A 21,998-nucleotide genomic window follows, 5' to 3' on the forward strand; every position below is an offset into this window, starting at 1 on the left:
GGGGAGGCATGAAGCAGCTTCGCCAGCGCCGGCGTGATGTTCCAGGCGCCGACCAGGCTCGCGTACTCGGCGCGCTGCTCCTCGGTGGGTGGCGCGCCGGTACGCCGGGCCCGCAGCAGCACGTTCCGCGGCGTGTGCCGGGAGTCCACGAACTCGACCACGTCGACCCGGTAGCCGTGCAGCCGGAGCAGAGCGGCCCGCAGCGCGTCGGTGAGGACGTCTGCGAAGCGCTCCCGCAGGATCGGCTGCCGGACCACCTGCTGGTACCCGTCCGGAGCCGCCCCGCCGCGCAGCTGCGCCGCGATGTCGTGGTGGCAGCACGGGGCCGCGAGGACGAACCGGGCGTCCCAGCGCACCGCACGCGCCAGCGCGTCGTCGGTGGCCGTGTCGCACGCGTGCAGCGCGAGCACCACGTCCGCCCCGTCCACATCGGCGCCGGCGATCGTACCCGCGACGAACCGCACCCGGTCCGCGCAGCCGAGCGTCTCGGCCAGCGCGGCGTTGCGTACCCGCTGGTCCTCGCGGACGTCCACGCCCACGATCTCGACATCCTCGCCGCGTGACGCGAAGTACCGGTACGCCGCGAACGTCAGGTACGCGTTGCCACAACCCAGGTCGACGATCCGGCGCACCGGTTCGTCCACAGTGGACGCCAGCGCGCGCAGGAACGCGTCCACCTGCCGGCGCTTGGCCGCGTTGCCGCCGATCGCGTCGTACAGCGGATCGCCGGGGTCGAGAAGGTATGCCTTCTCCCGGTCGTGCCCGGTCGGCTGAACCGGCGCCACGGCGTCCGAGCGGTGCAGCTGTGCCTCACCCCGTTTGGTGACGCGCAACTGCAACGTGCCGCTCGCGGTCTCCACGTGCCAGTTGCCGAACGGCTGCGCCAGCAATCCGTCCACCGCGGCCTCCGCATCGGAGCCCCAGGCGAGGTTGCGGGTGGCCGGCCGGCTCCCGTTCGACGTGACCACCTGGAGTTGGTCGCCGCGTTTGAGAGTCACCGGACGCAGTTCGGCCCGTACCCATTCCGGGTTGGTACCGCGCCTGCGCCCGGCGGCCACCGCGCGCCGCAGCCCGGCGCGGTCCAGCAGCGCGGTCCGGATTTCGGCCAGCGCCTCGTCCAGCGGTTGGGGCACTGCTGTTCCACTTCCGTCCACTATGGACTCAGCCGAGTGTGGACTTGGTCGGGCTGTGGGGGTTGGGTTGTTACTCGGCGCCGGTGGTCGCGTTCTCGCCGGAGTTCACCGCACCGGTCTCGGTGTCCGCTGCCGCGACCGCGTCGCCCGCCGTGCGGGAGCCGGAACCGCGGCGGCGCCGGCGGCGGCGCGGCTTGGTGGTACCGGACGCCGCCGGACCACCGTCGGCTTCGCCGTCCACAGTGGACTCATCATCGGCGGTCGCCGGAGCCTGCGACTCCTCCGCCGGGGCCGTGTTGAGCCGGCGACGGCGGCGCTGCCGGGGCGCCCGGGTCGACTCCTCGTCCGTGGCTGCCGGCGAGTCGGCATCGCCGTGCCGGGCACGGGTACGGCCGGTGCGCCCGCGCCGGGACGACTTGGCCCGGCCGCCGCTGCCCAGATCCTCCTCGACCTCGGCGGACAGCCCGGCCCGGGTCCGGTCGGCGGACGGCAGCGTGCCGCTCACGTCCGTCGGGATGTCCAGGTCGGTGAACAGCCAGGCCGAGGTGTGGTAGGTCTCCGGGGGCTCCGGCAGGTCCATGCCCATCGACTTGTCGATGAGCCGCCAGCGCGGCATGTCTTCCCAGTCGACGAACGTGACGGCGACACCGCTCGCCCCGGCCCGGCCGGTCCGGCCGATGCGGTGGGTGTAGGTGTCTGGATCCTCCGGGCAGTCGTAGTTGATCACGTGCGTCACCCCGGAGACGTCCAGCCCACGGGCCGCGACGTCGGTGGCGACCAGTACGTCGATCTTCCCGGCCCGGAATGCCCGCAGTGCCCGCTCCCGGGCTCCCTGCCCGAGATCACCGTGTACGGCGGCCACCGCGAACCCGCGGAAGTCCAGGTCCTCGGCGACGCGGTCGGCGTTGCGCTTGGTCCGAGTGAAGATCATGGTCAGTCCGCGGTCGTTGGCCTGAAGGATCCGGGCCACGATCTCCAGCTTGTTCAGCGAGTGGGTGCGGTAGACGACCTGCTTGGTCTGCGGCGACGGTCCGGCCTGCGCGGAGTTGCCGGCGTGGATGGTCATCGGCTGGTGCAGGAAGCGCCGGGCCAGGGTGACGATCGGATCGGGCATGGTGGCCGAGAACAGCATGGTCTGCCGGTCGGCGGGCAGCATCGACAGGATCTTCTCGACGTCGTCCAGGAAGCCGAGATCCAGCATCCGGTCGGCCTCGTCGAGCACCAGCGTGCGTACGCGGGACAGCTTCAGCTGCTTCCCCTTGGCCAGGTCGAGCAGGCGGCCCGGGGTGCCGACCACGATCTCGACGCCCTTGGCCAGCGCGTCGGTCTGCGGTTCGTAGGCCACCCCGCCGTAGATCGGCAGTACCCGGATGCCCCGGGTCCGCCCGGCGGCTGCGATGTCGCGTGCCACCTGGAGCCCGAGCTCCCGGGTGGGCACCACGACCAGGGCCTGTACGCCGCCGTCCGAGCCCTCGGACGGCCCGGTGACCTTCTCCAGCAGCGGGATGCCGAAGCCGAGCGTCTTGCCGGTGCCCGTCGGGGCCTGACCGATGATGTCGGTGCCGCGCATCGCGATCGGAATCGCGTGCTCCTGAATAGCGAACGCCCGGGTGATGCCGACCGCTTCGAGCGCGGTGACCGTCTCCGGGCGGGCGCCCAGCTGGGCAAATGTGGGACTGTCGGCACGAACTGGTGCATTGGCGGCCAGCTGTGCGCTGGCTGCGTTGGGTTCAATCGTCATGGGATTGTGGGGGTCCTTCTGCTTTCGCCGGTGCGCCCCATCGCCATTTTCCCAAGGGCGCCTATGGATGTGGCGCGGGCCACACGCAGTGGGAAACTGCGGGCCGCACGCGTGACGCGGGCGATAACCGCCCGCGGCAATACCACTATGGTACTCGTCTCGGTACCCGGCCGGGAAATCGCCGCGTTTACCGGCGAATTGGATCATTTACCCCCGACTGGGCCATCTGCCCGTCCGAGCGCTGCTTGGCCGGTCCCGACCTGCCACACGTGACAACATCAGATAACCTGCGCTCGTGTCGCACCCCGAAGCGGTCGTCGATCTGCTCGCCCTGCTCGCCTACGCCGAGCTGCAAGCGTTCGACCAGATGGCCACCGACGCCCGGCTCGCTCCCGACCTGCGCCGCCGGGCGATGCTCAGCGAGATGGCGGCCGCCGAGATCGTCAACTACCGGCGGCTGGAGAGCCGGCTGGCCACGCTGGGCGCCGAGCCCCAGGCCGCGATGCGGCCGTTCACCGAGGCGCTGGCCGACTACCACCAGCAGACCGAGCCCAAGGACTGGCACGAGGCGCTGATCAAGGCGTACGTCGGCGACGGCATCGCGGACGACTTCTACCGCGAGGTCGCGTCGTTCCTCGACTCCCCGGACCGGCAACTGGTCCTGGAGGTGCTGCACGACTCCCGGTACGCGGAATTCGCCGGCGAGGAGATCCGCTCAGCGATCGCCGCCGACCCGAAGCTTGCCAACCGGCTGTCCATGTGGGCCCGCCGGCTGGTGGGCGAGGGCCTGTCCCAGGCTCAGCGGGTAGCGGCCGACCACCCCGCGCTCGCGATGTTGATCATTACCGCGGCGAACGATCAGGGCGACATCCAGGGCTTGTTCAAGCGCCTGACGGCGGCACACACGGCACGGATGGCCACCGTCGGCCTGAACAACTGAGATCGACCGCCGGGAACGGCGAGCGGGGCCGGGCCGGCGGAACACCGGGGCCGGGGCCGACGAAGCGGGGGCCGGCGGCCCCGGGAGCCGCGCTCGCCCTGGCCTCAGCTGGCGCTGAAGCCCGCTCGCCCTGGCCTCAGCTGGCGCTGAAGCCCACCGGGCGGGTCGAGACCTCGGCGATCTCGACGTACGCGAGCTTCTCCACCGGCACGATCACCCGCCGGCCCTTCTCGTCAACCAGCGAGAGCGTGCCACCGGACGCGAGGGCTTCGGTCACGGTCGCCTCGACCTGCGCCGGCGTCTGGTTGCTCTCCAGGGACAGCTCGCGAGGCGCGAACTGAACGCCGATCTTGACCTCCACGTGGGCCCTCCTCAACAGCGGTATCGCTGGAAAGATTAGCCGATCCCGTCGGCGGGCTCGCCGTGTGGCTCACCCTGCATGGGAAAGCTTGCGATACCCCGCCAGGCCAGCGCGGCGAGCATCTCCATCGCCTGGTCCTTGTCGACGCGCCGGCCACCGGCGAGCCAGAACTGGGCGGCGGTCACGGAGATCCCGACCAGCCCGGCGGCGAGCAGCTCCGCCTGGTCCCGGGCGGCCCCGGTGTCGCCCATGATTGTTTCGGCAATGGCTTCGATGCACAGCCGCTCGACCCGGTCGACCCGCTCCCTCACCGCCGGTTCATTCCGCAGGTCCGACTCGAAGACCAGGCGAAACGCCTCGCTCTCGTGGTCGACGAATTCGAAATAGGCCCGCATCGATCCGGCGACCCGCTCCTTGTTGTCGCTGGTCGCGGCCATTGCCGCCCGGACCTTGCCGACCAGCGCGTCGCCGTGCGTGTCCAGCAGCGCGAGGTAGAGCTCGAGCTTGCCGGGAAAGTGCTGGTAGAGCACCGGCTTGGAGACGCCCGCGCGATCGGCGATATCGTCCATCGCCGCAGCGTGATAGCCCTGCGCGACGAAAACCTCCTGCGCGGCGGCGAGCAACTGCTTGCGGCGGGCCGAACGCGGCAGCCGGACCGGGCGGCCGGCTGTGTTCGTGCCGCTCGACGCGGCCATCCGCACCTCCGAAAACCTAAAGCTTCGAACTCGTCGTGTTTACCAGTTAACTCGCCTACTTCAAACACGGTAGCCTCACACGAGGCGACCGAGGAGCGCGCGGTGGACGAAACAGGGCAGCCCGGCAGCGAACCGGCAGGTGCGAACGGCGACGGTGCCCGCGAACACGGCATGACCAGGATCTGGACCAACGGCTGGCAGGCAGAGGCGGCCGGATCCCGCGGCGATGCCGTGCGGGCAGAGGCCGTGCGCTCCGGCGCGACGCGTCCGGTCCTGCGCAGCGTCGACGGTGGCCGGTCAGGGACAGCCGCGGTCGTGGAGCCGGATGCCGCCTCGGCGCCCAGCTGGCACCGGTCGGTGGCGACAGAGGTGAGGGACTGGCCGGACAGTCAGTCCCGGCCGGCAGAGATGCCCGCGCAGCGCTTTCCTGGCAACGTTCAGCAGCCCATCCAGGGGCCGTGGGCGCCGCGGCAGCCGGTCGAACCACGCGCGCCGCAAGCCGTCGAGCCGGCGGCGCCGGCTCGCGCCGAGGCCCCCTACGACCCTTACCAGTCGCCGAGACTCACCCCGCCCTCGTTCGACGACATGCCTGCCCTGGGCCGGATGTCCGCCGCCAACCCGGCGGTCCAGGCATCGCACGCGTCCAGCGAGCCCGATGATGCCGGCCGCGACTGCGACGAGCGTTCGGGCACCGGCGGGCACGCGTCGTGGCACCCCGGTGGTCACGGTGCCGGTGCCGACCCCGAGCGGGCCGCTTCGGAGCGGGCGGGCATGGAGCGAGGCGGTCAGTCCAACTCCTTTCGGGGCTCTCACTCCGGGCCGGCCGAGGCCGTGCGCCGGGCCGAGGCGCTGCGCCCCGCCGACCTGATCCGCCAGGCCGAGCGCTGGCCCGCCGAGCACCACCCGGCCGAGCCGCATCCGGCCGACCAGTGGCAGGCCGGGGGCCGGGCGGCAGAGCAGTGGCCGGCAAACGGCACGTCGGAAAACCGGCACGTCGAGGCCGGCTCCGCCGAGGCCCGGCAGGCCGAGAGCCGCGCTGCCGACCAGTGGGCACCGGAGCCCCGCCCAGCCGACGAGCGCTCGGGCGAGCACCGACCGGTGGACCCGCCGTCGCAGGCCGGACCGGCCCGGCAGTCCCCGCCCTACCTCGACCGCCCGAATCTCGACCGGCTCGACGTCGACCGACCTGCGGACGGCTACGGCCCGCCCATGGCTCCGCGCGACCAGGCTCGCCGCGCCGCGTCGATGCCCGCGATCGGCAGGATCGACCAGGTCGGCCCGGCCGCTCCACACCGCGAGGCGCCCGCCGCGCCGACGCTGGAACCGCCGCGCCTGCACGGGCCGTCCCTGAATTCGGCACCCGACGATCCGGCGGTCGTCGCCGAGGCGGCCCGGCAGGCCATCCCGTTGCGTGACTCGTTCGCCGCCCTGCGCGCGGGCGCCGCGGCCGGGCATGCCGAGGCGGAAGCCGGCGACCACGCGGCGGTCCAGGCCGCATACGCGGCGGCCGTCGAGTCCGCCCGTTCCGACGCCGACCAGTCCGACGACAGGATCCCGGGGATTTCCCCGCGCGACTCGGCCGGAGGGCCGGAGCTGGCCGCCTCCGAGCCGTTCGGTCCACAGCCGTTCGCCGCGCAATCGCACGTCCCGCAGTCGCACGGCCCGCAGTCGCACGCCACCGAGCCGCATGGCACGGAGTCGTCGCATCGCACGGAGTCCTTCGATCCGCAGCCGCTCGGACCGCCCACCCCGCTCGGGCAGCCGAGCTTGGCCGACTACTCGGACAACCCCGGCGTGGTCCGCCAGCCCGGCGCTGGTGAGCCCGCCGGCCCGGCGGCCGAGGCGCAGCCGGCTTCCGACCCGTCGGCCCTGGCCGGTTCCACGTCCGCCTTCCCGATACCGCGAGTCCTGCCGCAGCGCGTACCGGCCGCGCCGGACGTGCCCGACGTCCCCGACGATGGGTCGGACGACGAGTTCATCGAGCAGGGCCGGCCGAGCTTCCTCGACCCACCCGAGCTGGCCCGCATCGCCACCCACCTCCGGTACGACGAGAATCTGGAGGAGGCGCCGCCGCGCCCCGACGGGTTCGACACCGACGCCATACTCGCCGCGGTGCGCAACGTTCCCGGGGTGCGGGACGCTCAGCTCAAGCCGAATCCCGGTGGCGTGCACACGCTGCGCCTCGACCTCGCCGACGGCGCCGACGGCGCTCAGGTCTCCCGAGACGTGGCCCGGCTGCTCAAGCAGCGGATGGGGTTGGCCGCGGAGCCCCGGCGACAGGGCGAACCGCGACGGCAGGCGGAGGCGCGCCGGCAACAGGCACCCGCGGCCCCGCCGGCAAACGCCAGTCAGCCGCGCGCGGAGACAGGCAGCGTGCCGGTCACCGGCGTCGCACCCGCGTCGCGCGCTCCACTCTCGGCCGCCGCCACCGAGCAACTCAGTGGCCCCGCCGCCCGCAACGACGAGCGGAACCGGCGGCGTCACCAGGTGGCCCCCGGCCGCGCCCGCACTGCGGCTGAACCCGATCCGGAGCCGCGCCGAGTGGTCCGGTCGGTCACCGGGCCCCGCGTGATCATCGATCAGGTCCAGGTCAGCACGCTCGGTCTCGACGCCACCGTCGAGGTGAGGCTCACCAGCGCCGGCCGGCCGGCGATCGGGGTGGCGAGTGGGCCGGCGGTCGACGGCTACGTGCTCAGGTTGGCCGCGGTCGCCGCCACGGCCGCGCTGGACCAGCTCCTGTCCGGCATCGAAGGCGCCGAACAGCCGGGGCGCTGCTTCGTCGAACACGCCGCCGTGGTTCCGTTCGGTGGCAGCGACGTGGCGGTGGTCGTGGTGTTGCTGGTGCTCGGCGGCACGGCGGAGCAGCTCAGCGGGTCCGCACTGGTCGCCGGTGATCCACGCCAGGCGATCGTCCGGGCGACCCTGGCCGCGGTCAACCGGCGGTTGGACGCGCTGCTCGGCTGAGTCCGATCCCCGCATCGCTGGCGGTACAACCAGCCGTCGCGGGGCAGACTGGAACGATGAAGCGCGCTGTCATCGCACCGTCAGGCTCCGTTACCCTCTCGGAAACTCTGGCGCCACCGTGGCCGGGATACCGGATCACGATCGACGGCGTGGCGACGCACCTGCGGGAGACCCCGCCCACCGCCGACGGGACCGAACCGGCCCTGTTCGTCCACGGCTTGGGCGGGTCCTCGTCCAACTGGACCGACCTGGCCGGCCTGCTCGCTCACCGCCTCGACGGGTACGCGATGGACCTGCCCGGATTCGGTCGCAGCGACCCGGCCCGCAGCTACTCGATCGGCGCCCTCGCCGAACGGGTGGCCCGGGTGATAGAGCACACCGGGCGGGGGCCGGTGCACCTGTTCGGCAACTCGCTCGGCGGGTCGATCGTGGTACGCGTCGCGGCCCTGCGGCCGGACCTCGTCCGCACCCTGACGCTGATCTCGCCGGCCATGCCGTTCCTGGACGCGCGCCGTTCCGCGCATGCCAGGATGCTGCCGTTCCTGCTGATCCCGCGCGCCGACCGGCTGGCCGCCCGGCGGATGGCGACCATACCGCCGGACCAGCTGGCCCGGGACATCCTCCAGATCTGCTTCGCCGACCCGACCCGGATCGCCGAGCAGCGGATGGCCGAGGCGATCGAGGAGGCCCAGCTGCGGTACGACGTGCCCTGGTACCTCGACGCCTACGTGCGTACCCTCCGCTCGCTGATCGGGTCCTTCCTGCGCGCCTACCTGCCGGGCAGCGGCTCGCTGTGGCGACTGGCCGCCCAGATCGCCGCGCCGACCCTGGTCATCGGCGGGGACAGCGACCGCCTCGTGGACATCCGGGTGGCCGCGCAGGCCGCCCGTACGATCCCGGACTCGCGGCTGCTGATGCTGCGGGGCGTCGGTCACGTGGCGCAGATGGAGGTACCCGAGCTGGTCGCGCGTTCGGTCGTCGGGCTACTGGACGAGGTGCACGCCGCACGGACGGCGGATATGGCACGCTAGGCGGCGATGTCTCCGCACACCCGCCGTACCGGATCGGTCAGCGACCCGGACCCATCGGATGCCGGGCCGGCGCACGTCCGGCGGCGGCTGACGTCTGGGCTGCCCGGCGGCGTACCGGGGTCGGCTCTCCACCTCGACGCCCGGCCGTGCGCCGCGGCCCGGCGCTAGGTCGGCGGACACCATGTCCAACGGTGGGTATTCGCGTGGCCCGGAACGGCCGGTGAGCGAGCAGTGGAGTGCCGAGCCGGAATCGGAGTGGGACTACGGCTGGTCGGAACAGTTGGACCCGGGAACCGAGTCGGGCGGCTGGTCGGCGGTCCCGCAGACGGGACAGCGATCGTCCGCCGGCTCGTCGGGCGGGCCGCCGTCGCAGCGGTTGCCGCAGGCCGACGGTTGGTCTCCGTCCCGGACCGGCGATGCGCCGGCTCAGCCCGCCGGTGGTTGGGCGCCGCGGTCGCGGACCGGCGAGGCGCCGGCCGAGCAACCCGACGGTTGGTCGGGCGGGCCGCCGTCGCAGCGGTTGCCGCAGGCCGACGGTTGGTCTCCGTCCCGGACCGGCGACGCGCCGGGTCAGCCCGCCGGTGGTTGGGCGCCGCAGTCGCGCACCGGTGATACGCCGGTTCAGCCTGCTGCCGGTTGGCCGGCTCGGTCGCGCACCGGTGATGCGCCGGTCCAGCCGGCCGGTGTGCAGGCGGGCTGGCAGCCAGCACAGACGCAGACCCCTCCGGCCCAGGACGGGTCACCGTCCTGGGAGAAGACGCCGCCCGCGTGGGGTGGGCCGCCGTCCCGGAACGGTGCGCCGTCGCTGCGAGGCGGAGCTGCGTTCCCGCGAGGCGAGGAGCCGGCGAAGGACGCCACGGCGTCTCAAGGAACCCTGTCCCGCAACGACACCGCGCCACGCACCCCACCGCGGGGCGACACCATTCCGCGCAACGACACCGGGCAGCGCAACGACACCGCGCGGCGAGGCGACACCGTTCCGCGAGGCGACATCGCTCCGCGCGTCGAGGCCGCACCGCGCAAAGACACCCCACCGCGCAAAGACACCCCACCACGCATGGACGCCGCGCCGCGCAGCGCCGGGTCGTGGGAGCCGGGCGCGTCGGCCAACGTCGCGGCGCTGGACAACACCGCGACGGCGCCGAAGAGCGCGTCCCGTGCCGCCCAGGTGCCGCCGTCCGCCGCCGTGACCGAGGTACTGCCGGTCACCAAGGCACCGATCCCGCGTCAGGCGCCAGTCCCGCCCCAGGCACCGATCCCGCCCCAGATGTCGAGCCCGCCCCAGGGTTACCGGGCGATGGGTCCGCCGACTCAGACGCTGCCGGCTCAGGCTCCGGCACCGCCGCGACAGCCGAACGTGCCGGGGTCCGGCCCGGTCGAGGCACCCCCCGGGGCCCCGGGGGTACCGGGACTCGAAGGCGCACCCGGTACCGAGCCGATGACCCGCTCCCGGCAGCGGGCGCTCGCCCGGGCGAAGGATCGCCAGCGGCGTCGGAGGGTACTCGTATTCGGCATCCTGCTGGTCGCCCTGGCACTCATCGGCGTGGACCTGCTGGAAGGGCCGCACATCATCGGCGGTCCGGCCCGGCACCCCGTGAAGCACGCGGCTACCGTCAAGCCGACCGCGTCCACCTCGTCCGTTGCCGTACCGGTCAGCGGCCCAGGCACCTTCGCCTACGCCACCGGTACCGGTCCGGTGGCCGGCTCCGCCGGTACGGTGCGCAAGTACCGGGTGGCGGTCGAGAACGGTACCGGCCAGAATGCCGCCACCGTCGCCGCGTTCGCGCAGCAGACCCTGGCCGACCCCCGCGGCTGGGTCAAGGGCGGCGACGTGCGTTTCCAGCGGGTCGGGGAGAAGGACAACGCCCAGTTCACCGTGTACCTGGCCACGCCGGCGACCTCCGAGAAGATGTGCGCGGAGGGCGGCATCCACACGCAGCGGCTCATCTCCTGCCGGGTACCCGGGAAGGTGATCATCAACCTGGCGCTCTGGCTCAACGCGATCCCCGGCTACGGTGCGCCCGTCACGACGTACCAGCAGTTCACGCTGAACCACGAGGTCGGTCGCGAGTTGGGCCACGGCGACGAGGCGTGCCGGGCACCGGGTGCGCTCGCGCCGGTGATGCAGGAGCAGACGCTGGGCCTGGACGGCTGCGTCGCGAACGCCTGGCCGTACGTCAACGGCGTCCGCTACAGCGGTCCGGTCATGCCGTGAAGCGCCGCGTATTCCACAATTCGGGCAGCGTGTGCGAGGTCACGATGCAGGGGCGGAAGGCACGGCGGCAAAGGCGAGGTTAGATTTGTCGTAGCCTTAGCCCCGAAACCCGAAGAGGCCATCGTGTCGCTGCCACCGCTCGTAGAGCCCGCGCCGGATCTGTCGGTCGATGAGGTACGCCGCTACAGCCGGCATCTGATCATTCCGGATGTCGCGATGGACGGCCAGAAACGGCTCAAGAATGCGAAGGTGCTGTGCGTCGGGGCCGGCGGTCTGGGTTCGCCCACGCTGATGTACCTGGCCGCGGCCGGGGTCGGCACCCTGGGCATCGTCGAGTTCGACACCGTTGACGAGTCGAACCTCCAGCGCCAGATCATCCACGGCCAGTCCGACATCGGCCGGCCCAAGGCCGAGTCCGCCCGTGACTCCATCAAGGAGATCAACCCGTACGTCAACGTGGTGATCCACGATGAGGCGCTGTCCAACGACAACGTCTTTCGGATCTTCGAGCAGTACGACCTGATCGTCGACGGCACCGACAACTTCGCCACCCGGTACCTGGTGAACGACGCGGCGGTACTGCTCGGCAAGCCGTACGTGTGGGGTTCCATCTACCGCTTCGACGGCCAGGCCAGCGTGTTCTGGGCGGAAAACGGCCCGTGCTACCGCTGCCTGTACCCGGAGCCGCCGCCGCCCGGCATGGTTCCGTCCTGCGCCGAGGGCGGCGTCCTCGGCGTGCTTTGCGCAAGCATCGGCTCGATCCAGACCACCGAGGCGATCAAGCTGCTCACCGGCATCGGTGAGCCGCTGGTCGGCCGGCTGATGGTGTACGACGCCCTGGAGATGACGTACCGGACCATCAAGGTGCGCAAGGACCCGAACTGCGCGCTGTGCGGTGAGAACCCGACCATCACCGGTCTGATCGACTACGACGACTTCTGCGGCACCGTCTCCGACGAGGCGTCCGCCGCGACCCTCGGCTCGACGATCACCGCGAACGAGCTGAAGGACTGGATCGAGGCCGGCAAGTCCATCGAACTGGTGGACGTTCGCGAACCGGCCGAGTGGGAGATCGTCCGGATCCCGGGCGCCCGGCTCGTGCCGAAGGGCGAGATCCTCTCCGGGGCCGCCCTGTCCAGCCTGCCCCAAGACCGGCAGGTCGTGCTGTACTGCAAGTCGGGTGTCCGGTCGGCCGAGGCGCTGGCCGCGGTCAAGGCGGCCGGCTTCCGCGACGCCGTACACGTCCAGGGGGGTGTCGTCTCCTGGGTCCGCCAGGTCGACCCCTCGCTGCCCATCTACTAGATCCGCTCAGGGACGCGGCCTGGCCGATCGGTCAGGCCGCGTCCCTGCTCAACACAGTTAGCCTACGTCCATGGTGGACATTGACGCCGCGGTCGGATACGTGGTCTCCCACGGTGATCCGGTAGACCGCGCCCGGCTGTCCTGGTTGCGTACCGGGGCCCCGCCCCCGCCCGACATCCTCGAACGGGCCGAATCCGGCCAGGTGGCCGACGGTGGCTGGCCAGCCTCCCGAGGTGGCGAGGTGGCCTCGATCGACGCAACCTGCTTCCGCCTCGCCGAACTCGACGATCTCGGCGCACTTGACCGCCCACCGGCCCGCCGCGCGCTGGCCTGGCTCGCGAGCCGGCAGCGGCCGGACGGCACCTGGGAGGAAGACGCGTTACTGGCGGACGTGGCGCCGCCGTGGGCGCGACCGGGCGACCCGGAGGCGCGGCTCTACCTGACCGCCAATGCCGGCTTCTGGCTGACAGTCAGCGGCCCGATCGCGCCGCCTCCGGAGGGGGACACCGAGACCGAACGGCCGGGGGCACCGGGCACGCCGGGCCCCGGCGAGCCGTCCGGGACGCTGGAATGGGCCGCGCCCGAACCCGGGGCGCTCGAACCCAGCGGGTACGCCGAGGTCGTCGCCCGCGCGACGCAGGCGTTCCGGGCCACGATGCGCGACGACGGCAGCTGGCCGTCCTACCTCGTCGCCGGCTGGCTCGGTGGCGCCATGCTGTTCCACGCCGGCTGGTTCTACGAGTCGGCCCGGATCCAGGTGCTGCTGGCCGGGCGGGTACCGGAGATGTCCGCGGCCGATGTCGCGTTGCTGGCGGCGGCGTTCCGGCGGGTCGGCATGTCACCCGAGGACTGGCTGATGGTCGCCGCCCGCAAATGGCTGGCCGAGACCCAGTCCGGCGACGGCGGCTGGCCCAGCGACGACGGGCCGGCGTTCGACGTGCACACCACGCTCGCCGCGATCCGCGCGCTGCGCTGAGCGGCCCGGCGGGGCCTGTGCTCGCCTCGCCAAAGGTGGCTCGAGCGGTCGTTGCGCGGGCCCGTGCTCGCCTCCGCCAACCCGGCTCGGGCTGCGCGCAGGGGCTAGAGCAGCACCAGGTCGTCGCGGTGGACAACCTCTTTCTCGTACCCGGGGCCAAGCTCCATCGTGCTGCGGCCGAGCAGCGTGGGTAGCTCCGCGGCGTCGTAGTTCACCAGCCCCCGCGCGACCGGGTGGCCCTCGATGTCGACCAGGTCGACCGGGTCGCCGGCCGCGAAGCTCCCGTCCACGGCCGTGATGCCCGCCGCCAGCAGGGAGGCCCGCCGGCCGACGACCGCCCGTACCGCGCCCGGGTCCAGGTGCAGCCGCCCCCGTGGCGAGGTCGCGTGGGCCAGCCAGAACAGCCGTGCGGCGGGCCGCTCCCGTACCCGGTGGAACAGCGTGCCCACCGGGTCGCCGGACAGCGCCGCGGCGGCCAGCGGCGCGGCGGTCAGCACGACCGGGATGCCGGCGCCGGTCGCGATCCGGGCCGCCTCCACCTTGGTGATCATGCCCCCGGTACCCACGCCGGCCCGTCCGGGTCGGCCCAGCGACACCCCTTCCAGGTCGGCGTCGGAGTGCACCTCATCGATCCGCCGGGCTCCGGGACGGGACGGATTGCCGGTATACAGGGCATCAACGTCGGACAGCAGCACCAGCAGGTCGGCGTGGACCAGGGAAGCGACCAGCGCGGCCAGCCGGTCGTTGTCACCGAACCGGATCTCCTCGGTGGCCACCGTGTCGTTCTCGTTGACGATCGGCACCGCACCGAGGTCCAGCAGCCGGTGCAGGGTCCGGTACGCGTTGCGGTAGTGCGCCCGGCGGGTCACGTCGTCGACGGTGAGCAGTACCTGCCCGACTATCCGGTCCCGGCGCGCGAACGCCTCGGTGTACGCCTGCATCAGCAGTCCCTGCCCGACGCTCGCCGCCGCCTGCTGGTTGGCCAGGTCGCGCGGTCGGCGGACCATGCCCAGCGGGGCCAGCCCGGCGGCGATGGCGCCGGAGGAGACCAGGACGACCTGGGCGCCGACCGAGGTGAGCGCGTCCACCAGGGTCTCGACCCGATCGCGGTCCAGGCCACCCGCAGCCGTCGTCAGCGAGGACGAGCCGACCTTGACCACGATCCGCCGGGCGGTTCGTACTGCCTCTCGCACCTGCCCATTCTGCGTCGCCTGAGTCGGGCTGCCCGACGGAGATCCCATACTGTGGCGCACATGACGACATCACGGCGGCCACCGGACGGCGAGAGCGGCGACTTCGTCGAGGACGTGCTCTCGTTGGTCGAGCGCATCCCACCGGGCCGAGTGATGTCGTACGGGGCGATCGCCGAGTACGTCGGCGGGGGCGGCCCGCGCCAGGTAGGTGCCGTGATGTCCCGGTACGGCGAGTCCGTGCCCTGGCACCGGGTTGTCACCGCGGCCGGGCGGACGCCACCCGGCAACGAACAGGCCGCGCTGCGCCGGTTGCGGGCCGACGGTACGCCGCTGCGGGGCGACCACGTCGACATGAGGGCCGCCGCCTGGTACCCGGAGGACGGCGACTGAACTACAGCAGCAGGCCGACGCCCCCGCGGCGTGGATCGCCCGCCGCCCCCGCCCGCCCCACCGCGCTCACCGCGCCGAAGAAGTGGTCCAGATCGTCGAACTGATTGATCTTGTACCCGGCCCCGGCCAGCGCGTCGATCTCGTCCTCCGGGTACCCGGCCTCCACGTGTGCCACATCGTCGATCACGTGGAACCGGGGCCGGCTGATCGCCTCACCGGTCGACGCCCCCTCCGCCAGTACGTTGATCAACGTGTGCACCAACGCGGTCCGGATCCGCGACGCGCCGGCCGAACCCGCGGCCAGCACCAGGTCGCCGTCCTCGTCGAGCACCACCAGCGGGCACATCATCGAGGACATCCGCTGCCCCGGCACGAGCGGGCCGGCGAGCAGTTCGCCCTCGCCGAGCATCGAGTTGAGGTGCAGGCCGAGCCCGGGCAGCCAGACCCCGGAGCCGATGCCCAGGGACAGGGTGATCACGCAGGCGTTGCCGTCCGCGTCCACCGCCGAGACGTTCGTGGTGTCGCCGATCTTGGGGCGCCCGTACTCGCACAGTGCCCCGGCCAGTTCGCGAGCCCGGTCGGGGCGGGGGAGGGCGGCGAGTCCGTGGGGCAGCGCGGCGATCGTCGAGATCAGCTCGTTGAGGTCCTGCCGGGCGAAGACGTGGTATCCGGACAGTGGCGCCCGGAACACGTCCAGGTCGAGCACCCGGTACCCGGCGAGGTCTTCCGGCCCGAGACAGCCGCCGGCCGCCCGCACCACGTCGACGGTCAGCTCCGCGACCGTGCCGGTGTAGAACGCGTCCGGCCCCCGCTCGGCGAGGATCGCCAGGGCCCGGTCCAGTCCGGGGTGGTAGAGCAGGTCGCCGCCGGCCAGCAACCGGCCGCCCGGCCGGTAGATCTCCGCACCGGCGCCCGGAACCAGCGCCGGGAACACCGACATCAGGGTCAGCGCCTGAGCGGCCGGCAGGACGACCCCGCACCGGGCCAGGTTGATCGCCGGCTCCACCACCCGGTCCCAGGGCAGCCGCCCCCACCGGGTGTGTACGGCGGCGGTACCGGCCGGCACACCGGGTACCGCGACGCTGGCCCCGCCGATCGAGTAGCTCATCGGTAGCCCGCCGAGATCGATCTCGATCGGGCACATCGGACCGGCAGGAAGGTCACCGTCCAGCCCCGGCACCGAGCAGAAGAAGTCCAGGCAGTGCACGCTGCGGGTAGTGGCGTCGTAGTAGGTGGCGAAGCCCCCGCCGCCGAGACCGGTCACCACACTCTCGGTCACGCAGCAGGCCAGCGTGGCGGCGACGGCGGCGTCCGCGGCCGAGCCGCCGGCGGCCAGGATGCGCAAGCCGACCTCGGCGGTGGCCGGATGGCCGGCGGCGACCCCGGCGCGGACCGATTCGTCCCGCGACCGCGGGCTCTCTCGCTGAGGCTGGACACGAACCCGTCGATGTAACGCTGCGCTAGTACGCAACGCCGCACCGTCGGGGTCGGACCAGCCTGGCTGATCAGCCAACACGCTGTTGGTCACGCAGCGCAGAGTAGAGGCATCGACCGATCAGTGTGGCCGGAATCGGCCGAACGTTGTACTGACTCTGATGATCGGATCCCGGAGCCGGAATCACGCCCGTTCCCCGGCCCGGACCAGTCGGTACCCTGGCAGGTATGTCGGAACGGCCGAGCATCCTGGGAGAGCCGATCCGGTTCGTGCTGAACTGGGGCCGGCGCTATTCGCTGTGGGTCTTCAACTTCGGGCTCGCCTGCTGCGCGATCGAGTTCATCGCGACCTCGATGGGTCGCCACGACTTCATCCGGCTCGGCGTGATCCCGTTCGCGCACGGGCCGCGCCAGGCCGACCTCATGGTGGTCTCCGGCACCGTCACGGACAAGATGGCCCCGGCGATCAAGCGGCTCTACGACCAGATGCCGGAGCCGAAGTACGTCATCTCGTTCGGCGCCTGCTCGAACTGCGGCGGCCCGTACTGGGACTCGTACTCGGTCACCAAGGGCGTCGACCAGCTGATCCCGGTCGACGTCTACGTGCCCGGATGCCCGCCCCGGCCGGAGGCGTTGCTGCACGGGATCCTGCGCCTGCAGGAACGCATCGCGGCCGAGCAGTCCGGGCCGGGCGGGGTGTCCCGACCCGACCCGGTAGTGGCCGCGCGCGAGGCCGAGTTGGCAGCCCTGACAGCGCCGCCGGTCCGGCCGCCGTTCCCGGCCGAGCCGGTGCTCCCGGAGGGCGTGGTGTGGCACCGCGACCGGCCGTCGTCGGCCCCGGTGCTCGGGCCCGGCGGGCGGCTGCCGGTCAATGAGCTGTCCGCTGATCGAGCCGGCGCCGGCTCCCCGTTCGGCGATGACGAGACGCTTCCCCTACCCCTCGATCGGATCTCCTACCAGCGGCCGTCCAGCGGACCGGAATGAGCCTGGCGTGGCGCGCCCGGGCCGGCAGTCCGGCGACCAGCGGCAGCGTCTCGGACAGGGACGGGATCTCCCGGCCGGTCCAGCCCTCGTCGCGATTGAAGGTCAAGTGGCCGGCCAGGTCCGTGGCGACCAGCCGGACCGCGGTCATGCCGGCCGCCTCGGCGCCGGACAGCTCCCGGCTACCGCCGTCGCCGACGTACAGGCACTGTTGCGGCCGGACGCCCAGCCGCTCGCAGGCGGTCAGGTACATCCGCGGGTCGGGCTTGCAGGTGGCCAGCTCGATCGAGTAGACGCAGGTGGTCAGCAGTGAGGCGACCGGCAGGGCGGGCAGGAACAGCGGCAGCTCGTGACAACAGTCGCTGACCAGGCCGGTCAGCAGGCCGCGCCGGCGCAGAGCGGTCAGTACCGGCAGGGTCTCCGCCCGCAGCCGGGTGTCGGCCCGTACCGCGGCCACCCGGGCCACCAGCGCCTCGGCGAGCTGGTCGTCGGTGGGATCGCCTCCGGCGTTCCGGGCCACCCTGCGCAACGCTTCGGCCGGTGAGCCGTACCCACCGCGGGCCCGGGCCGGGAACGACTGGTCGAGTTCGGCGTAGAACGCGGCCGGGGAGCAGCCGAGCCGCCGGGCGATGTCCGCATGAGCTTCACCGCGCCCGACCGCGGTGGTGAGAGTGCCGAAGAAGTCGAACAAAACCGCGCGAAAACCCGACATGGCGAGAAAAGCCCTCCGAGGGGTGGGAGAGGGACATCAGGTCGGGAACTGTCCGAGACTATCCGACCGTGGCCCGTCGCCACATCGTCGGTTCTGCCCATCTTGCCTGCGTACCAACGGTGGATGGCTCGTGCGGCGTGCGATGATCGGGAACCGTGTCGCCCCGCCCCTCCGCCATGCTCCCCACGATCCTCGCGCTCACCGTGGCGGTACTCGCCGTCTCCTCGTCGGCGCCACTGATCGTGTACGCCGCCGCGCCCGCCCTGGCGATCGCCTTCTTCCGCAACGCCGCCGCCGCGGTGGTCCTGGCTCCGGTGGTCGGCGTGACCCGGCGGCAGGAGCTGACCAAGCTGGGCTGGCGGGGCGTCGCCGCGTGCGCCCTGGCCGGGGTCGCACTCGCCGGGCACTTCGGCACCTGGGTACCCAGCGCCAAGTTCACCACCATCGCCGCCGCGTCGGCGCTGGTCGCCACCCAGCCGGTGTGGCAGGGGCTGATCGCGCTCGCCCAGGGGCGCCGCCTGCCCCGGGTGGTCTGGCTGGGCATCGCGGTCGCGGTCGCCGGCGCGGTGGTCGCGACCGGTTCCGATTTCACCGCGTCCGGCCGGGCCTTCGTCGGCGATCTCCTGGCGCTGGCCGGCGGCATGATGGGCGCGGTCTACACCGCGCTGGGCGAACGGGCCAGGGCGACCACGAGTACCACCACGTACACCGCGATCTGCTACGGCGCCTGCTCGCTGGTACTCCTGGTGGTGTGCCTGGCCGGCGGCGTGCACCTGCACGGGTACCCGGCCGCGGCCTGGCTGGCGATCCTGGCGATGACAGCCGGGCCGCAGCTGCTCGGCCACTCGATGTTCAACTACGCGCTGCGCCGGGTAGCGGCGACGACCGTCTCGGTGCTGCTCCTGCTGGAGGTACCGGGTGCGGCCCTGCTCGGCTGGCTCTGGCTGGGGCAGACACCCCGCACCGACGAACTGCCCGGACTGGGCCTGCTGGTACTCGGCGTGGCGATCGTCGTGCTGGGTGCGCGGCGCCTGGTACAGCTGCCGCCCAACCCGCCGGACGGCGCGTGACCGGTCGGCGCGCCGGCCACCACGACCGGACGGACGGCTCAGGCCACCGGCTTCTCCTCCGGGCTGGCTTCCTCGGCCAGGCCGAGGGCGGCCGCGCTGACCTCCCAGAGCCGCGCGGCCAGGGCCGGATCCATCGCCCTCGCCCGGGGCCTGCGCAGTTTGCGGCCGGCGTAGTACGACCCGTTCTCCACAGTGGACGCTGGCGCCCCGGCCAGGAAGACCATGGTGTCGGCGCCCTGCTCCGGCGTGCTCAGGAACGGCGCGATCCGGTAGCCGGTCTTGATGAACCGGCTGTCCCGGCCGAACCGGGAGCGCACGATCCCCGGATGGTAGGAGAACGACAGGATCCCCGGCCAGCGCCGGGCGGCCTCGGCCGCGAACAGGATGTTGGCCTGCTTGCTGGCGCCGTACACCGACATCCCCAGGTACCGTCCCGAGCTGTTCAGGTCGTCCGCGTCCAGGTTGCCGTACCGGTGCGCCTCGGAGGCGGTGTTGACCACCCGACCCCCGCGCAGCTTCGTCCGCAGCAGGTTGGTGAGCAGGAACGGCGCCAGGTGGTTGGCCTGAATGGTCTCCTCGTAACCGTCCACCGTGGACCGTCTACTGGGGAGCATCCCGCCCGCGTTGTTGCAGAGCACGTCGATCGACGGGTACGTGGTGGCCAGCGAATCGGCCAGCTTCCGGACGTCGTCGAGAACGCAGAAGTCGGCCCGAAACGCTTCGGGTGGCGCGTCGGGGTGGGCCACCTCCCGTACCGCCGAAAGAGCCGACTCCAGACGGCCGGGGTCCCGCCCGACGAGGCCGACCCGGGCGCCACTCCGCGCGAACTCCCGGGCCGCGGCCAGGCCGATGCCCGAGTTCGCGCCGGTTACGACGATCACCCGGCCGCTGAAGTCACCCGCGGATCCGTTCGTGTCGATCATTCAGCGAGGCTACCGTACCCCCGAGTAACCCCACAGACCCGATAAGGAGAACTTCGATGGGTGCTGCCGGCCACGCCCGGCGGTCGTGTCTGGCCGTGCCGGGGTCGAACCCACGGATGCTGGACAAGGCCCAGGGACTGCCCGCCGATCAGGTCTTCCTCGACCTGGAGGACGCGGTCGCGCCGCTGGCAAAACCGAACGCCCGTAAGAACATCGTGGCCGCGCTGACCACCGGGGACTGGGCCGGCAAGGCGCGGGCGGTACGCGTCAACGACCTCACCACCCAGTGGACGTACCGGGACGTGGTCGAGGTGGTCGAGGGCGCCGCCGGGCACCTGGACGCCATCGTGCTGCCCAAGGTTCAGGAAGCCGCGCATGTCCAGTGGCTGGACCTGACGCTGACCCAGCTCGAGAAGGCGCTCGGCCTGCCGGTCGGCGAGATCGGGATCGAGGCGCAGATCGAGAACGCCAAGGGACTGGTGAACGTCGACGCGATCGCGGCCGCGTCACCCCGCGTCGAGACCGTCATCTTCGGCCCGGCGGACTTCATGGCAAGCATCAACATGCGCTCGCTCACGGTCGGCGCGCTGATCCCGGACTACCCGGGCGACCCGTACCACTACATCCTCATGCGCATCCTGATGGCCGCGCGTACCCACGACCTGCAGGCGATCGACGGCCCGTACCTGCAGATCCGCGACGTCGACGGGTTCCGGGAGGTGGCCCGGCGCTCGGCCGTGCTGGGCTTCGACGGCAAGTGGGTACTGCACCCGGATCAGATCGACGCGGCCAACCAGGTGTACTCGCCGGCCCAGGCCGACTACGACCGCGCCGAGCTGATCCTGGACGCCTACGAGTACGCGACCTCGGAAGCGGGTGGCACGCGCGGCGCGGTGATGCTCGGCGACGAGATGATCGATGAGGCGTCCCGGAAGATGGCCCTGGTGATCGCGGCCAAGGGCCGGGCAGCCGGCCTGTCCCGGACCGTGGCATTCACCCCGCCGGAGGGCTGAGCCGCCGGTCTGCCCCGGACCGCGGCGTTCACCCCGCCGCAGGCTGAGCCGTCCGGAACCGGGGAAGCGAGTCGCCCGGGAACCCCGCGAAGACGGTGAGACGGCGGTCGGTGATGTCCCGCCGCCGTCTCCTGCCCCGTTGTTGCCGCTCAGGGATTCGTGTACTCCGGCTGCTTGGTCGCCCAGACGACGAAGATGATGATGCCGATCAGCACGACGATGCCGAGCGCCAGCACGATCCAGCCGATGATGATGCCGGCGGTCGCCATCCCGCCGCCGCCTTCGCCGCGCTCGCGGATCTGACGCTTGGCGATGTGACCGAGGATCGCGCCGACCAGACCGAACAGGCCACCGCCGCCGTAGCAGGCGAGGAACAGCACGCCGGCCAGCGACACCACCATTGACGCGATGGCCAGCCCGTTGTTCTTCGGCCCCATCGGCATCCCGGGAGTGGTGTATCCGGTGTAGCCGGTGTAGTTCGGGTAGGCCGTCGCCGGGTAGGCCGCCTGCCCGGGCTGCGCGTACTGCTGCTGCGCCGGGTCGGTCGGGTAGGCCGGCTGCGCGTACTGCTGTTGCTGCGCCGGATCGGTTGGGTACGCCGGCTGGCCAGGCTGCCCGTACTGCTGCTGATCCTGGGGGTATGCCGGGTATGTGGGCTGCTGCGTGGCAGAAGGGTATGGCTGGGTCGGAGCGGGCGACACCGAGGCCGGCTGCCCGCTGACCGGATCGATGTAGGTGGGCTGCCCGCCCGCCGGATCCTGCCAGCCTCCGGGCGGCGGAGGATAGGTCATCGAAGGTCTCCGTAATCTGAGAGAGGTGTGACCAGGGTACCGGTCGGTATCACAGGGGGTGCCCCGGCGCTGGTCGTTGCCCGGCTTGCACGGACCGGGCAGGATCTGCGTAGTGGACGAGTGGAACGAGGTG

Annotated in this window: 18 protein-coding genes and 2 pseudogenes; 11 read left to right on the forward strand and 9 right to left on the reverse strand. The window is 72.1% G+C overall.

What is annotated here, in order from left to right:
- A partial coding sequence (locus Raf01_RS03435; protein ID WP_203916230.1) for a class I SAM-dependent methyltransferase occupies positions 1-1,133 on the reverse strand: 1,133 nt, incomplete at its 3' end.
- Between the two features lie 70 nt (positions 1,134-1,203).
- Positions 1,204-2,874 carry a DEAD/DEAH box helicase gene (locus Raf01_RS03440; RefSeq protein ID WP_203916231.1) on the reverse strand — a complete coding sequence of 557 codons (1,671 nt, stop codon included), beginning with the start codon at positions 2,872-2,874 and terminating at the stop codon, positions 1,204-1,206.
- Between the two features lie 295 nt (positions 2,875-3,169).
- On the opposite strand from Raf01_RS03440, the gene Raf01_RS03445 reads away from it, so the two are divergent.
- Positions 3,170-3,814 carry a ferritin-like fold-containing protein gene (locus tag Raf01_RS03445; protein ID WP_203916232.1) on the forward strand — a complete coding sequence of 215 codons (645 nt, stop codon included), beginning with the start codon at positions 3,170-3,172 and terminating at the stop codon, positions 3,812-3,814.
- A 136-nt stretch (positions 3,815-3,950) separates the two neighbouring features.
- On the opposite strand, the gene Raf01_RS03450 is transcribed toward Raf01_RS03445, so the two are convergent.
- Both Raf01_RS03450 and Raf01_RS03455 read right to left on the reverse strand, forming a co-directional pair.
- Positions 3,951-4,175 carry a DUF3107 domain-containing protein gene (locus Raf01_RS03450; protein ID WP_203916233.1) on the reverse strand — a complete coding sequence of 75 codons (225 nt, stop codon included), beginning with the start codon at positions 4,173-4,175 and terminating at the stop codon, positions 3,951-3,953.
- Between the two features lie 35 nt (positions 4,176-4,210).
- Positions 4,211-4,870 carry a TetR/AcrR family transcriptional regulator gene (locus tag Raf01_RS03455; RefSeq protein WP_203916234.1) on the reverse strand — a complete coding sequence of 220 codons (660 nt, stop codon included), beginning with the start codon at positions 4,868-4,870 and terminating at the stop codon, positions 4,211-4,213.
- Between the two features lie 2,559 nt (positions 4,871-7,429).
- Between Raf01_RS03455 and Raf01_RS51230 the strand changes: the two are divergent.
- From Raf01_RS51230 to Raf01_RS03485, 6 genes and pseudogenes are all read left to right on the forward strand, one after another.
- Positions 7,430-7,834, forward strand: a pseudogene (locus Raf01_RS51230) (hypothetical protein); the annotation flags it as partial.
- Positions 7,835-7,890: 56 nt separating this feature from the next.
- Positions 7,891-8,865 carry an alpha/beta fold hydrolase gene (locus tag Raf01_RS03465; RefSeq protein ID WP_203916236.1) on the forward strand — a complete coding sequence of 325 codons (975 nt, stop codon included), beginning with the start codon at positions 7,891-7,893 and terminating at the stop codon, positions 8,863-8,865.
- A gap of 6 nt (positions 8,866-8,871) precedes the next feature.
- Positions 8,872-9,033 carry a hypothetical protein gene (locus Raf01_RS03470; protein ID WP_203916237.1) on the forward strand — a complete coding sequence of 54 codons (162 nt, stop codon included), beginning with the start codon at positions 8,872-8,874 and terminating at the stop codon, positions 9,031-9,033.
- A 52-nt stretch (positions 9,034-9,085) separates the two neighbouring features.
- Entirely contained in the window at positions 9,086-11,080 is a 1,995-nt protein-coding gene (locus Raf01_RS49355) for a DUF3152 domain-containing protein (protein ID WP_239133336.1), read from the forward strand.
- Between the two features lie 123 nt (positions 11,081-11,203).
- Positions 11,204-12,382 (forward strand): adenylyltransferase/sulfurtransferase MoeZ, encoded by a 1,179-nt coding sequence (gene moeZ, locus Raf01_RS03480; RefSeq protein ID WP_203916238.1) that lies wholly within the window; start codon positions 11,204-11,206, stop codon positions 12,380-12,382.
- A gap of 70 nt (positions 12,383-12,452) precedes the next feature.
- A complete protein-coding gene (locus Raf01_RS03485) occupies positions 12,453-13,358 on the forward strand; it encodes a prenyltransferase/squalene oxidase repeat-containing protein (protein WP_203916239.1) in 906 nt (301 codons plus the stop codon).
- Between the two features lie 104 nt (positions 13,359-13,462).
- Here the strand turns inward: Raf01_RS03485 and proB are convergent, their stop codons facing one another.
- Positions 13,463-14,599 (reverse strand): glutamate 5-kinase, encoded by a 1,137-nt coding sequence (gene proB, locus Raf01_RS03490; protein WP_203916240.1) that lies wholly within the window; start codon positions 14,597-14,599, stop codon positions 13,463-13,465.
- Positions 14,600-14,611: 12 nt separating this feature from the next.
- Between proB and Raf01_RS03495 the strand changes: the two genes are divergently transcribed.
- Positions 14,612-14,941, forward strand: coding sequence for an MGMT family protein (locus Raf01_RS03495; RefSeq protein ID WP_203916241.1), 330 nt, complete (start codon positions 14,612-14,614; stop codon positions 14,939-14,941).
- A gap of 1 nt (position 14,942) precedes the next feature.
- On the opposite strand, the gene Raf01_RS03500 is transcribed toward Raf01_RS03495, so the two are convergent.
- Positions 14,943-16,469, reverse strand: a complete 1,527-nt coding sequence (locus tag Raf01_RS03500) for a gamma-glutamyltransferase (RefSeq protein ID WP_239133337.1) — start codon at positions 16,467-16,469, stop codon at positions 14,943-14,945.
- A gap of 134 nt (positions 16,470-16,603) precedes the next feature.
- On the opposite strand from Raf01_RS03500, the pseudogene Raf01_RS03505 reads away from it, so the two are divergent.
- Positions 16,604-17,158 (forward strand): annotated as a pseudogene (locus tag Raf01_RS03505) (NADH-quinone oxidoreductase subunit B); the annotation flags it as partial.
- Positions 17,159-17,243: 85 nt separating this feature from the next.
- Here Raf01_RS03505 and Raf01_RS03510 read toward each other — a convergent pair.
- Entirely contained in the window at positions 17,244-18,068 is an 825-nt protein-coding gene (locus tag Raf01_RS03510) for an HAD family hydrolase (RefSeq protein ID WP_203916242.1), read from the reverse strand.
- 176 nt (positions 18,069-18,244) lie between these two features.
- Between Raf01_RS03510 and Raf01_RS03515 the strand changes: the two genes are divergently transcribed.
- Positions 18,245-19,138, forward strand: coding sequence for a DMT family transporter (locus tag Raf01_RS03515; protein WP_203916313.1), 894 nt, complete (start codon positions 18,245-18,247; stop codon positions 19,136-19,138).
- Positions 19,139-19,176: 38 nt separating this feature from the next.
- On the opposite strand, the gene Raf01_RS03520 is transcribed toward Raf01_RS03515, so the two are convergent.
- Positions 19,177-20,061, reverse strand: coding sequence for an SDR family NAD(P)-dependent oxidoreductase (locus Raf01_RS03520; protein WP_203916243.1), 885 nt, complete (start codon positions 20,059-20,061; stop codon positions 19,177-19,179).
- A gap of 56 nt (positions 20,062-20,117) precedes the next feature.
- On the opposite strand from Raf01_RS03520, the gene Raf01_RS03525 reads away from it, so the two are divergent.
- Positions 20,118-21,074: an HpcH/HpaI aldolase/citrate lyase family protein gene (locus tag Raf01_RS03525; RefSeq protein WP_203916244.1), complete on the forward strand. Its 957-nt coding sequence runs from the start codon at positions 20,118-20,120 to the stop codon at positions 21,072-21,074.
- A 149-nt stretch (positions 21,075-21,223) separates the two neighbouring features.
- Here Raf01_RS03525 and Raf01_RS03530 read toward each other — a convergent pair whose 3' ends face one another.
- A complete protein-coding gene (locus tag Raf01_RS03530; RefSeq protein ID WP_203916245.1) occupies positions 21,224-21,865 on the reverse strand; it encodes a DUF4190 domain-containing protein in 642 nt (213 codons plus the stop codon).
- Positions 21,866-21,998 lie beyond the last annotated feature (133 nt).

It is taken from the genome of Rugosimonospora africana, from assembly GCF_016862975.1.
In the GTDB taxonomy this organism is placed as follows: domain Bacteria; phylum Actinomycetota; class Actinomycetes; order Mycobacteriales; family Micromonosporaceae; genus Rugosimonospora; species Rugosimonospora africana.